This window comes from Variovorax sp. PBL-E5, from assembly GCF_901827185.1.
Taxonomy (GTDB): Bacteria; Pseudomonadota; Gammaproteobacteria; order Burkholderiales; family Burkholderiaceae_C; genus Variovorax.
This window is the reverse complement of the sequence record NZ_LR594673.1, coordinates 173444-185655: the sequence shown is the minus strand read 5'-3', so window position 1 is coordinate 185655 and position 12212 is coordinate 173444. Positions and strand designations below refer to the sequence as shown.

The window sequence follows — 12212 nt, the reverse complement described above, 5'->3', positions numbered from 1 at the left end:
AATACTTCCGGATTTCCGGAAATGAAGATCTCGAACTTGGGATTTTACCGGAGAAAGCTTGTGCCCAGAATTCGGCCATTCAACGTCCCGAAGGAAGCCCGTGAGCCACGTCCCCGACAAGAACCGCTATGACCAGGGCCGCCTGGACCTGCCCTTCGTGGGCATCTGCACCTTCGGCAAATCGCCGCTGTGCCTGGACTGGGACGCCATCGACGCCGACGTCGCCGTGATGGGCGCGCCCTTCGACTGCGGCACCCAGTGGCGTGCCGGTGCGCGCTTCGGCCCGCGTTCCATCCGCGAGGCCTCGACGCTGTTCGCCTTCGGCCACGGCGGGGCCTACGACTTCGAGGACGACGTGGTCTACATGCCCGCCGACGAAGTGCGCATGGTCGACATCGGCGATGCCGACATGGTCCACACCGACACCGAGAAGTGCCACGCGAACATCGAGTACGGCGTGCGCAAGATGCTGGCCGCGGGCGCGCTGCCGGTGGTGATGGGCGGCGATCACTCCATCAACATTCCCTGCATCGCGGCCTTCGAGGGGCAGGCGCCCTTCCACGTGGTCCACATCGACGCACACCTGGACTTCGTCGACGAGCGCCACGGCGTTCGCCACGGGCACGGCAATCCGCTGCGGCGCGCGGCCGAAAAGGCGGTGGTCTCGGGCATGACGCAGATCGGCATCCGCAACGTCTCGTCGACCGCGCGCGAGGGCTACGAGGAGGCGCGGCGCATGGGCTCCGACATCATCTCGGTGCGCCAGCTGCGCCGGCTCGGCGTGCAGGGCGTGCTCGACCGCATTCCGAAGGGCGTGCGCTACTACCTCACCATCGACATCGACGGCTTCGATCCCTCGATCGCGCCCGGCACCGGCACGCCGAGCCACGGCGGCCTGACCTATTACGAAGGGCTGGAGATCTTCGCCGGCCTGGCGCAACAGGGCGAGGTGGTCGGCATCGACCTGGTCGAGGTCGCGCCCGACTACGACCACTCGGGCTCGACGGCGATCCTGGCGGCGCAGCTGCTGCTCAACACCATCGGCCGCGTGATGCACCAGCGCAAGATCAAGCGGACCTGACGACCCACCGCAGACAAGGAGACAAAATCCATGGACAAAGATCCTCGCGCCGCGCAAGCCCTGCCCTCCCTGGCCGGCATTCCGCGCGTGCCCCTGCGGCATCCCGGCCGCTGGATTTCCGGCGTGCTGTCGGCGGCGGTGCTGGTGTTCCTCGTGCACGCGTTCGCGACCAGCAAGATCGAATGGGACTACGTGCGGCGCTTCCTCACGGCGCCGGCCATCCTGCACGGCGTGCTCAACACGCTGATCCTCACGGTCTGCGCGATGGCGCTGGGCATCGTCCTCGGGCTGCTGGTCGCGCTGATGCGGCTGTCGTCCAGCCCGGTGTCGCGCTTCGTCGCCTCGGGCTACATCTGGTTCTTCCGCGGCACGCCGATCTACCTGCAGCTTTTGCTGTGGTTCAACCTGGCGCTGGTGTTCCAGACCATCGGTCTGCCCGGCGTCTGGCAGATCGGCACCGTGACGCTGATGACGCCCTTTCTCGCGGCCTTGCTCGGGCTCGGCGTCTGCCAGGGCGCCTACACCGCGGAGGTGATCCGCGCCGGCATCCTGTCGATCGACGCCGGCCAGTACGAAGCCGCGCAGGCGCTGGGCATGCGCCGCACGCAGGCGATGCGCAAGATCGTGCTGCCGCAGACGCTGCGGGTCATCATGCCGACCCTCGGCAACGAAGTGATCAGCATGCTCAAGACCACCTCGCTGGCGGCCGCGATCGACTACCAGGAAGTGATCCACTCGGCCTCGCTCATCTACTACGTCAACAACCGCGTGATCGAGCTGCTGTGCATCTGCGCGATCTACTACCTGGTGACGGTCACTGTGCTGAGCTATCTGCAGCGCAAGCTGGAGCAGCGCCTGGCGCGCTCGCTGAACCGCGTCAACCCGGCACGCGCCGGCACCGCCGCACCCGCCATCGTGGAGGTGACCGCATGAACCCGATCGCCGTGGCGCGCGACGTCTGGAAATCCTTCGGCGATGTCCAGGTGCTGCGCGGCATCTCCCTCGAAATGCAGGCCGGCGAGGTGTTCGGCATCGTCGGTCCCTCGGGCAGCGGCAAGAGCACCTTCCTGCGCTGCTTCAACCAGCTCGAGACCATCGACCGCGGCGAGCTCTTCGTCAACGGCGAAGTGGTGGGCTATGCATTGCGCGACGGCAAGCTGTACCAGCACGGCGACCGCAAGATCGCCGCGCAGCGCAGCCAGGTCGGCATGGTGTTCCAGAAGTTCAACCTGTTCCCGCACATGACCGTGCTCGAGAACGTGGCCAGCGGCCCGGTGATCGTCAAGGGCACCGAGCGCTCGAAAGCCGAGGCGCAGGCGCGCCGGCTGCTCGATCGCGTCGGCCTCGCGAGCTTCTGCGACCGCTACCCGTCGCAGCTTTCCGGCGGCCAGCAGCAGCGCGTGGCCATTGCACGCGCGATCGCGATGGAACCCACGATGCTGCTGCTCGACGAACCCACCTCGGCGCTCGACTCCGAACTGGTCGGCGAAGTGCTGGCCGTGATGAAGGACCTGGCCGCCGAGGGGCGCACCATGATCCTGGTCACCCACGAACTGGCCTTCGCGCGCGAGGTCTGCGACCGCGTGGCCTTCATGGAAGACGGCTGCGTCGTCGAGTGCGGGCCGCCGGAACAGCTGTTCGGCAATCCACGGCAAAGCCGCACCCGCGAGTTCCTGCAGCGGCTGCATCGGCCTGCGGCCGCGACGTCACCTGTCATCCCCACCGCATCCCTTTCCCACTGAGGTCATCATGAAGAAAATCATCGCGCTCCCATGCCGCCAGCTGCTGGCCCTCGCACTCGGGCTGTCGACGGCCATCGCTGTCTACGCTGGCGATCCGGCGCCAGCGGCCGCGAACAGCGCCGGCGCGCTCGCCACGCTGGCCTCGCGCGTGCCGGAGAAGTTCCGCCAAGCCGGCAAGATCGTGGTCGGCACCAGCCCGACCTACATCCCGCTCGAGTTCAAGGACCCGGAAACGCAAAAGCTCATGGGCCTGGACATCGACCTCGTCGAAGAGATCGGCAAGCGCCTCGGCCTGAAGGTCGAATGGCAATCGCAGTCGCTGGACCAGATCATCAATTCGATCGACACCGGCCGCATCGACATCGGCGCCTCGGTCATCGCCGACATCGCGGCGCGCCGCGACAAGACCGACTTCGTCGACTACTTCGCGACCGGCACGCAGCTGTTCGCGTTTGCCGACCGCGCGAAGGAATTGAAGACGGTCGAGGACGTCTGCGGCAAGACCGTGGCCGTCAACCGCAACGGCATCTTCTTCATCCGCCTGAAGGAAGTGAACCAGAGCGTGTGCGTCGGCAAGGGCCGGCCCGAGATGCAGTTCTCGCTCACCGACAAGACGGCCGATGCGCGCATGAACCTGATGCAGGGCCGTGCCGTGGCCGCCGCGGCGAGCGTGGATTCGGTGCGCTTCCTCAACGAGGATCCGAAGTCGCCGGACAAGGGCAAGTTCGTTTTGATCGGCAAGCCGGCCACCGTCGATCTCGCGGGTCTGGCCTTCGCCAAGTCGAACGCGGCACTGCGCGACGTGGTCGCCGAGGCGCTGGCTTCGATGATCAAGGACGGCAGCTACGCGAAGATCTTCAGTGCCTGGAATCTCGGCTACGCCAAGGTCGACCAGGTGACCATCAACACCCAGGCGCGCCAGCCCTGAGTGCGGCGCGAGGACCCACCCGATGAAGCAACCCGACACCGGCTACCGCGGCTTTCGTTCCGCCGGCACCCGCCTGACCGAGGAGCCGCTCGCGCACCTCGACTTCCACCGTTCGAGCCTGCTGGGCGAATCGGTGCATGCAATCCACGCCTTCGACAAGGCGCATGCCGTGATGCTCACCGAGACTGGCATCATCCCGCGCGACATCGGTGCCGCGCTGCTCGGCGGCCTGCTGGCGATGGAAGAAGAAGGCGTGGCAGAAGCCCGCAACCGCGTCGACGGCGGGATGCACTCGGGCGAGCACTACCTGATCGGCACGCTCGGCGACGACGTCGGCGGCTACCTGCACATCGGCCGCAGCTCGGGCGACCTGGCCGAGGTCGCGCGGCGCCTCACTGTCCGCAACCACGTGCACCGGCTGATGGCCGCGCTGTGCGAGGTGCGGCAGGCGTTGATCGAACTCGCCGGGCGCCATCGCGACACCGTGATGCCCGGCTACACCCACGGCCAGCATGCGCAGCCGACCACCTTCGCGCACTGGCTCACGATGTTCGAGGCGGTGTTCGCGCGCGACACGGCGCGGCTGATGTCCTTCCACCTGCGGCTCAACAGCTCGCCGGCGGGCGCGGCGATCCTCACCGGCAGCGACTTCCCGATCGACCGCCATCGCGTCAGCCAGCTGCTGGGCTTCGACCAGCCGCTGCCGCACACGATGGATGCGATCCTGAGCCAGGACATCCTGATGGAGTACGTGGGCGTGCTCGCGACGCTGGCGCAGGGGCTGGCGCGGATGGCCGAGGACCTGTTCCTGTGGTCGACCACCGAGTTCGCGATGGTCGAGCTGCCCGACCGCTACTGCGGCACCAGCAGCATCATGCCGCAGAAGAAAAATCCCGATGGCCTCGAAGACATGAAATCGATCTCGGCACGCGCGATGGGTGCGGTGACCACAGTCATGGTGGCCGAGCGCGGACCGACGGGCTTTCCGATCATGGAGCGCCGCAGCAGCCAGGCCATCCTCTGGGAACTGGGGCGCGACCTTGCCGTGCGGCTGGAGACACTGGGGCCGCTCCTGCGCGACCTCAAGGTGCACGACGACCGCATGCTCGAACTCGCCGGCGCCAACTGGGCGCAGGTGACGGACCTGGCCGGCGCGCTGGTGCGCGACACCCACATCCCTTGGCGCACCGCGCACCAGATCGTCGCCGTGTTCGTGCGCCAGGCCAAGGAGGCCGGCATCGCGCCCGCCAAGGCGACCAGCCGCCAGCTCGACGCGGCCGCGAAGACGCTCGGCCATGCGGCGCCCGGCCTTTCGGCCGCCGCGTTCGCTGCCGCGATGAACCCGGCGACCTTCGTCAAGCGCCGCGTGCTCTACGGCGGCCCGGCGCCGAGCGCGGTGGCGAGCGAACTGGTGCAGCTCGCCAAGAGCCTCGAAGCCGATCAAGGGCGCGTGGACGCGATGGCCGGCCAGGCCGAGGATGCGCGGCAGATGCTGGAACAGACCGTGCGATCCTTTGCCGTGGCGGCCTGAGACGCCGCGGCCAGCGCTTTTCTTTCAGCGGGCGGACGAAGCGGGCGGCTGTGCCGCCGGCGCGACCGGCCCGCCCGAGAAATCGCCCTCCTTGCGGTCGAGTACCCCCAGCACTTGCCGATGGTGCGCCAGCATGGCCTCGGTCGGCTTCGCATAGAGCAGCGCGCGGCTCGTGTCCAGGCAGCGGCTCGCGCGGGCGCGCGCCAGGAAGGCCGCATGCTGGAACAGCACGCCGAGCGAATCCAGCACCACCGCGCCCTGCACTTCCAGCATGCGGTGCCGCACCAGGAATTCGTTGAGCACGCCGTCGCCGGGGATGATGACTTCGGCGCCCAGCCGAAGCGCTTCGCGGCATGAAGCAGCGAAGCTCTGCCGGATGGTCTCGGTGGCCGCACCGCCCTCCTCCAGATCGAACAGGCGCACCGCGGGCTCCATGGCGACCACGCCGGCCAGGCGGCTCGTGAGGCCGTAGGCCTGCGCCAGATCCTCGGTCAGCATCTTCTGGAAAGCGGTCAGCGAAATGACGGCGAACTTGCGGCCCAGCGAACAGGCCGTGAGCATGCAGCTCTCGGTGAGGCTGACGACCGGGATGTCCACCAGCGAACGCGCCGCATGCAGCGCCGGGTCGAAGAAGCAGCCGAGCGCGAAGGCGTCGTAGCCCGCCTGCTCGGCCGCCAGCGCGGCCTCGCACACCTGCGGGTCGTTGAACAGGCGAAGCCCGGCGCGGCTGTTGACTTCCATCGGCGCGATGCCGGGCGGGTAGGTGCCGGGGCGCAGGCCATGCATGACGACCGTCGCGTCCTCGCCCATCACGGCGCGCCCATGCGCCTGAAGGGTTTCGCGGTAGAGCGGAAAGGCGTCGAGGTCGGTGAAGCTTTGATGCCAGATTTTCAGGATGTCCTCCGGTGGCGCGGCGAAGCGAAGCAGCGCCTGCGATCGTAGGCCGCGTGCGAGGGCGCGCAGATTCATGAAATACGAAAAGTGCCTTCGCCGCCGGAGCGTCCGGTGCCGCGATGCGCTCTTTAGACTGCCGGATGCTGCAAGGCGCGCTGTCGCGTGCCACGACATTCTTCGGAGACAAAGTTCATGCCCAGGTCCTCGCGCGCGGTCCATCTTCTCACCCGCCGGCTGGCGTTCGCGGCGCTGGCCGGCTGTTCGCTGCTCGCAGCCGGCCTCAGTGCGGCGCAGGACTATCCGGCCAACCGGCCGATCCGGCTCATCGTCGGCTATCCGCCGGGCGGCTCGAACGACATCGTCGCGCGCATCATCGCGCCGGCGCTCGGCGAGGCGCTCGGCACGGCGGTGGTGGTCGAGAACAAGGCCGGCGTGAGCGGCGTGATCGGTGCCGACTACGTTGCCAAGGCGACGCCCGACGGCTACGTGCTGCTCGCGGCCAGCGCCAGTCCGCTGGTGATCACGCCGCACACGCTGGCGAAGGTGCCCTTCAACACGCTCACCGACCTCATCGCCATCAACACCGTGGGCCTGACGCCCGAGGCGATCGCCGTCGGGCCGCAGGTCGGCGTCAGCGACCTCAAGGGCCTGCTGGCGCTGGCGCGCACGCGCCAGGTCAACCTCGCGTCGTCGGGCACCGGCGGCCTGCCGCACCTGACCATCGAGCTGCTGATCAAGGCCGCCAACGGCAACATCGTGCACGTGCCCTACAAGGGCGCCGGGCCGGCCGCGGCGGACGCGGTGGCCGGCCACGTCGACGGCATCGTGATGGACGTGCCACCGCTCTATCCGCTGTTCCAGGGCGGCCGGCTGAAGCCGCTCGCGGTCACCAGCAGCAAGCGCGTCGAGTTCCTGCCGGACGTGCCGACGGCACAGGAAGTGCTGCCGGGCTTCGACGTCAGCAACTGGGTCGGCGTGTTCGCGCCGGCGAAGACGCCGAAGGCCGTCATCGACAAGCTCAATGCCGCGCTCGAGAAGGCCGTGGCCCAGCCCAATGTGCGGCAGCAACTGCTGAAGGTTGCCGTCGTGCCCTCGTCCATGGCCTCGCCGGCCGCCTTCCAGACATTCGTCGGCCAGGAGTACGAGCGCTGGGGCAAATTGGTGAAGGAAAAAGGCATCACCACCGCCGACTGATCGAACGACAAGCCATGACCTTCTTCTCTCCCCGCCGTGCATTCCTTCTCGCCGCCCTGACGATGGCCTCGGCCACTGCCTGGTCGCAGGCCTATCCCACGCGTCCGATCCGCCTGGTGGTCGGCTACCCGGCCGGCGGCGCCTCCGACGTCGCGGCCCGCATCGTCGCCCAGAAGATCGGCGAGCGCATGGGCCAGGCCGTGGTGGTCGAGAACCGCCCGGGCAGCGCCGGCAACATCGGCGCCGATGTCGTCGCCAAGGCCGCGCCGGACGGCTACACGCTGCTGCTCGGCACCATCTCGCTGTCGGTCAATCCGAGCCTCTATCCGAAGATGAGCTACGACCCGGTGAAGGACCTGACGGCGATCTCGATGATCTCGTCGACGGCCTTCCTGCTGGTCACGAATCCGAATGCGCCCTACCCCACGACGAAGGCGCTGCTCGATGCCGCGCGCGCCAGGCCCGGCAGCATCAACTACGCCACGGCCGGCAATGGCTCGGGCTCGCACCTGTTCACCGAGCTCTTGGCCAGCACCGCGGGCATCAAGCTGACGCACGTGCCGTACAAGGGCGCGGCGCCGGCGATGAACGACGTGCTCGGCAACCAGGTATCGCTGACCTTCGACAACATCATCACCACGCTGCCGCTGGTGAAGTCGGGCAAGCTCAGGGCGCTGGCGGTCAGCACGAAGAAGCGCTCGCGCGTCGCACCCGACATTCCGACGCTCGACGAAAGCGGCGTGCCCGGCTTCGATGCCACCGCATGGTTCGGCCTGTTCGCGCCGGCCGGCACGCCCAAGGACATCATCGCCCGCCTCAACCACGAGGTGGTCGAGGCGGTGAAGGATCCGGTGGTCAGCGCGCGGCTGCTCGAACTGGGTGCCGAGCCGAGCACCGGCACGCCCGAGGCCTTCGAAAGCTTCTACAAGGGCGAGGTCGCCAAGTGGCGCAAGGTCGTGCAGTCGGCCGGGATCCACGTCGATTGAGCACGCCGTCCCTCGGCCGTGAGCTGGTGCGGCTGCTGCTGCGGCGGCAACGCGAAGGCTTGCCGGCCTCCGTCCTCGCCAAGGCGCGGCTGCACATCGCCGACGCGGTCGGCATGGCCCTGGCCGCGCACCGCACGCCGCTGGCCGCGCAAGTGCTGGAGGCGATGGCGGCCGGCGTCGACGGCGGCGCCTGCCGCGTGCTCGGTACTGCGCGCCGCATGCCGCCCGCGCAGGCCGCGTTCGCCAATGCGGCGCTGATGCACATCCTCGACTTCGACGACATCCACGATCGCGCGCGCCTGCATCCGACCACGGTCACGCTGGCCGCCTCGCTCGCGACCGCCTCGTGGTGCGATGCATCGGGCCAGCGCGTGGTCGAAGCGGTCGCGCTCGGCGACGAGCTGATGTGCCGGCTCGGCGTCATGGTGTCGCCCTCGGGCGAGGGACCGGGCTCCGACTGGTTCCTGACGCAGCTCTTCGGCTATCTCGGTGCGGCGCTCGCAGCCGGCATCGTGCGCGGCGACGGCGAGGACGCCATCGTCGCGTCGCTCGGCCTCGCCTACATGCAGGCGGCGGGCGGCAAGCAGGCGGGTTTCGGCACCGGCTCTACCGCGCGGGCGATCTATCCCGCGTTCGCCGCGATGGGCGGCGTGCAGGCCGGTCTGATCTGCGCGGCCGGCATCGACGGACCGGAGTTGTCTCTCGACGGCGCGGCCGGTCTGTTCCGGATCTATCTCGGCAGCGCGCCGACCGCGGCGCAGCGTGCGTTGCTGCTCGATCCCGATGCATGGCATTTCGAGCAGGTCGAGATCAAGCCCTGGCCTAGCTGCCGACTCTCGCATCCCTACGTGGCCGCGGCGCTGGCTTTGCGCGAACGGATGGCGGACGCGGGCCTGGCGCTCGACAGGGCGAGCCGCATCGAGGTCGGCGTCAACGCATCGGCGGCCAAGCTGTGCCGGCCGATCGACGACCGGCGACGGCCGGCCACGCTGCAGGACGCCAAGTACAGCATTCCGTGGATGGTCGCCTTCACGCTCTCGCGCGGCACGGTCGACCTGGCGACGCTGAACGATCGCGCGCTTGCAGCCCAGGACATCCACGCGCTCGCCGACCGCGTCGAGATCGTCGAGAACCTGCCCGACAACCCGGGCCATCCGCCGGCCGAGATCCGCATGCGCGTCGACGACCGCGTGCTGCAGAGTCCACCAGCGCATTCCTTCGGCGCATCGCCCGAACAGGCGCGCCGCAAGTTCGACGGCTGCCTTGCCGAAGCGGGGCGCGCGGCAGCGGCACCCGTGCTCTGGCAACGCCTGCTCGCGCTCGACGCCGAGGCTGGCGTCGATTTCGTCTACACCTGAGCGACACGAGCGCTGCGCGCGTGCAGTGCCGCGGCCCGGCCCGCGATGCGGCCGAACACCGAGCCCGAGGTCAGTCCCGCGCCGCCCGGGTACTTCGTGTAGTACAGGCCGCCCACCAGTTCGCCGGCGGCATACAGCCCGGGCATCGCCTCGCCTTCGACCGACTGCACCTGCGCCTCGGTGTCGATCGCGAGGCCGGCGTAGGTGCAGGTGATGCCGGTCGTCACCTCGTAGGCCACGAAGGGCCCTTGCGACAGCGCCACCGACCAGTTGCTCTTGTCGATCGCCAGGCCGCGCGTGCAGCGGCCGTCCTTGATCGCGGGATTGAAAGCCTTGCTGTCGTCGATCGCCGCGTTGTAGTCGGCGATGGTGCGCAAAAGGCGTGCGCGGTCCACGCCTTCGAGCCTGGCCACCAGTGCCTCGAGGGTGTCGCCGTGGATGCGGCTCGCATGCTTCACGCGGTATTCCTGCGGCAGCATGCCCACGGTCTGTGCATCGAAGATCTGCCAGCCGCGGCCGCCCGGCTGGCGCAGCAGCTCGGCGCCCATGCGCGAGTAGGTGTAGTTGCGGAAGTCCTCGCCCTCGTCGATGAAGCGCTCGCCGCGCGTGTTGACCACGATGCCGAGCGTGAAGTAGTTCTTCTGCTGGTCGAGCAGCGCGATGTCGCCGAACTGCGGCGCATTGGCGTCGTAGAACACGCCGTGGCAACCCGACCAGTGGCCATGCGCACGCGCGCCGTGGGCCATCGCGATGCGGATGGCGTCGCCGGTGTTGTAGCGCGAGCCGCGCACTTTCGCCAAGTCCCAGCCGTTGCCGAGATAGCTCGCGCGCCACGCCGCGTTGGCATGGAAGCCGCCCGCACCCAGCACCACCGCGCCGGCGCGCAGCGGCCGCGGCAGGCCGCGGTGCATGGCGAGCACGCCGGTGACGACGCCGTCCTCCACCCGCAGATCCTCGATGCGGTGCTCGTAGTCGATGCGCACGCCCAGGCGCTCGGCGCGTGCGAACAGCGATTCGACCAGTCCGAAGCCGCCGCCCGCGGCCTCGATGGTCAGGCCACCCCAGAAGATCTGCCGGCCGTCGACCTTGTAGGTCTGACGGCCATAGCTCGGCAGGAAGCGCACGCCGTGCGAGCGCATCCACTGCAGCGTCTCCAAACTGCGCTCGACCATCCGCTCGACGAGCGGCAGGTCGGCGCGAAAGCTGCTCATCTCCATCAGCTCGTCGAGGAAGCGCTCGCGCGCGTAGCTGCCGAAATCGGTGTTCGCCAGATCGCTGGCCGAGAGGTCGGGCACCAGCGCGTGAATGTCGGCGGCGCCGTCGTAGGCGACGCGGAAGGCGCCGCCCGAGAAGGCAGAGTTGCCGCCGCGCCTGTCCGCCGGTGCGCGCTCGAGCACGCGCACGCGGGCGCCGTTCTCGGCTGCCGAGATCGCGGCGCACAGCGCGGCATTGCCGGCGCCGACGACGATGACGTCGACGGCTTCGTCGTTCTCCGCGGCGCTCATTGCAGCCCGCCGATCTTCGGAATCAGCGTCTTCCAGCGCTCGAGGTCGTCGCGGATGTAGGTGGTGAATTGCGCGGGGTTCTCCAGCATCACTTCGCCGCCCTGGTCGATGAACTGCTTGCGGAACTCGGGGCTCTGCCCGGCCTTGGTCAGTGCCGCATAGATCTTCGCCACCACGGCCGGCGGCGTGTGGGCCGGCGCGAGCAGGCCGTTCATGGTGCCGATCTCCATGCCCTTGATCCCGGCCTCCTCGAAGGTCGGCACGTCGGGCATCACGGCCAGCCGGGTGCGGTTGGCGACCGCCACCACATCCACCTTCTTCGCGGCCATCAATGCCTGGGCCGAGGTGTAGGTGGTGAAGGTCAGCTGCACTGTGCCGGCCGCCACGTCGTTGAGCGCCGGGCCGGCGCCGTTGTATGGCACGTGCACCATGTCGAGCTTGGAGCTCATGCGGAACAGCTCGCCCGCCAGGTGCGGCGCGCCGCCCTTGCCGCTCGACGAGAAGTTGAAGGTACCGGGATGGGCCTTGATCAGCGTCACCAGTTCGGCCACCGATTGGGTGTGCACCGTCGGCGACTTGAACAGCGCCAGCGGCAGGAAGGCGACGCGGCTGATCGGCGTGAAATCGCGCACCACGTCGTAGGGCACCGGCATCAGCGCGGGATTGGCCGTGAGGTTGGTCGAGGTGTAGAGCAGCGTGTAGCCGTCGGGCGCGGCCTTGGCGACGATGTCGGCGCCGATGTTGCCGCTGGCGCCGGGCCGGTTGTCGATCAGGAAGTTCTGGCCGAGCTCGGTGGACAGCGCACGCGCCAGCACGCGTGCCAGCAGATCGGTGCTGCCCGCTGCCGCGAAGGGCACGACGATGCGCACGGGTTTGGACGGGTAGTCGGCGGCTTGCGCGCCGGCCGCGCCGGCGATCAGCGCCAGCAGGCCCGCGGCCAGCATGTGCCGGCGGATCGAAATCATGGGTGTCTCCTCGGGGTCGATATGAAGC

11 protein-coding genes are annotated in these 12212 nt (G+C 68.7%); 8 read left to right on the top strand and 3 right to left on the bottom strand.

Translation table 11 applies throughout. The annotated features are described in order from the left end of the window. Nucleotides 1-100: 100 nt before the first annotated feature. The 5 genes from speB to argH are packed head-to-tail and all read left to right on the top strand — an operon-like array spanning nt 101 to nt 5282. Complete coding sequence (speB, locus tag WDLP6_RS32765) at nt 101-1081, top strand: agmatinase (RefSeq protein WP_162595447.1); 981 nt, start codon at nt 101-103, stop codon at nt 1079-1081. A 30-nt stretch (nt 1082-1111) separates the two neighbouring features. Beyond that, the gene (locus WDLP6_RS32760) at nt 1112-2014 is read left to right on the top strand and encodes an amino acid ABC transporter permease (protein WP_162595445.1); all 903 of its coding nucleotides are present in this window, start codon (nt 1112-1114) and stop codon (nt 2012-2014) included. After that, complete coding sequence (locus WDLP6_RS32755; protein ID WP_162595444.1) at nt 2011-2823, top strand: amino acid ABC transporter ATP-binding protein; 813 nt, start codon at nt 2011-2013, stop codon at nt 2821-2823. Before WDLP6_RS32760 ends, WDLP6_RS32755 begins: the two co-directional genes overlap by 4 nt. Nucleotides 2824-2830: 7 nt before the next feature. Continuing rightward, complete coding sequence (locus tag WDLP6_RS32750) at nt 2831-3751, top strand: transporter substrate-binding domain-containing protein (protein ID WP_162595443.1); 921 nt, start codon at nt 2831-2833, stop codon at nt 3749-3751. Between the two features lie 22 nt (nt 3752-3773). Next, entirely contained in the window at nt 3774-5282 is a 1509-nt protein-coding gene (gene argH, locus WDLP6_RS32745) for an argininosuccinate lyase (protein ID WP_162595442.1), read from the top strand. Between the two features lie 24 nt (nt 5283-5306). Here argH and WDLP6_RS32740 read toward each other — a convergent pair whose 3' ends face one another. Further along, entirely contained in the window at nt 5307-6251 is a 945-nt protein-coding gene (locus WDLP6_RS32740; protein ID WP_162595441.1) for an aspartate/glutamate racemase family protein, read from the bottom strand. A 117-nt stretch (nt 6252-6368) separates the two neighbouring features. On the opposite strand from WDLP6_RS32740, the gene WDLP6_RS32735 reads away from it, so the two are divergent. Genes WDLP6_RS32735 through WDLP6_RS32725 form a run of 3 tightly spaced genes read left to right on the top strand, consistent with a single transcriptional unit; the run spans nt 6369 to nt 9714 of the window. Then, nucleotides 6369-7370 (top strand): Bug family tripartite tricarboxylate transporter substrate binding protein, encoded by a 1002-nt coding sequence (locus WDLP6_RS32735; protein WP_162571806.1) that lies wholly within the window; start codon nt 6369-6371, stop codon nt 7368-7370. Between the two features lie 14 nt (nt 7371-7384). Then, the gene (locus WDLP6_RS32730) at nt 7385-8356 is read left to right on the top strand and encodes a Bug family tripartite tricarboxylate transporter substrate binding protein (RefSeq protein ID WP_162595440.1); all 972 of its coding nucleotides are present in this window, start codon (nt 7385-7387) and stop codon (nt 8354-8356) included. Next, entirely contained in the window at nt 8353-9714 is a 1362-nt protein-coding gene (locus WDLP6_RS32725; protein ID WP_162595439.1) for an MmgE/PrpD family protein, read from the top strand. The genes WDLP6_RS32730 and WDLP6_RS32725 overlap by 4 nt, the downstream gene beginning before the upstream one ends. Here WDLP6_RS32725 and tcuA read toward each other — a convergent pair. Both tcuA and WDLP6_RS32715 read right to left on the bottom strand, forming a co-directional pair. Next, nucleotides 9705-11219: an FAD-dependent tricarballylate dehydrogenase TcuA gene (gene tcuA, locus WDLP6_RS32720; RefSeq protein WP_162595438.1), complete on the bottom strand. Its 1515-nt coding sequence runs from the start codon at nt 11217-11219 to the stop codon at nt 9705-9707. The two genes, WDLP6_RS32725 and tcuA, sit on opposite strands and share 10 nt — an antisense overlap. Beyond that, the gene (locus tag WDLP6_RS32715; RefSeq protein ID WP_162595437.1) at nt 11216-12184 is read right to left on the bottom strand and encodes a tripartite tricarboxylate transporter substrate binding protein; all 969 of its coding nucleotides are present in this window, start codon (nt 12182-12184) and stop codon (nt 11216-11218) included. Before WDLP6_RS32715 ends, tcuA begins: the two co-directional genes overlap by 4 nt. Nucleotides 12185-12212 lie beyond the last annotated feature (28 nt).

Coding starts and splice junctions, on each gene's coding strand:
- WDLP6_RS32730 (WP_162595440.1), top strand. CDS start 7,385: ATGACCTTCTTCTCTCCCCGCCGTGCATTCCTTCTCGCCGCCCTGACG.
- WDLP6_RS32735 (WP_162571806.1), top strand. CDS start 6,369: ATGCCCAGGTCCTCGCGCGCGGTCCATCTTCTCACCCGCCGGCTGGCG.
- argH (WP_162595442.1), top strand. CDS start 3,774: ATGAAGCAACCCGACACCGGCTACCGCGGCTTTCGTTCCGCCGGCACC.
- WDLP6_RS32740 (WP_162595441.1), bottom strand. CDS start 6,251: ATGAATCTGCGCGCCCTCGCACGCGGCCTACGATCGCAGGCGCTGCTT.
- WDLP6_RS32715 (WP_162595437.1), bottom strand. CDS start 12,184: ATGATTTCGATCCGCCGGCACATGCTGGCCGCGGGCCTGCTGGCGCTG.
- WDLP6_RS32755 (WP_162595444.1), top strand. CDS start 2,011: ATGAACCCGATCGCCGTGGCGCGCGACGTCTGGAAATCCTTCGGCGAT.
- WDLP6_RS32760 (WP_162595445.1), top strand. CDS start 1,112: ATGGACAAAGATCCTCGCGCCGCGCAAGCCCTGCCCTCCCTGGCCGGC.
- WDLP6_RS32750 (WP_162595443.1), top strand. CDS start 2,831: ATGAAGAAAATCATCGCGCTCCCATGCCGCCAGCTGCTGGCCCTCGCA.
- tcuA (WP_162595438.1), bottom strand. CDS start 11,219: ATGAGCGCCGCGGAGAACGACGAAGCCGTCGACGTCATCGTCGTCGGC.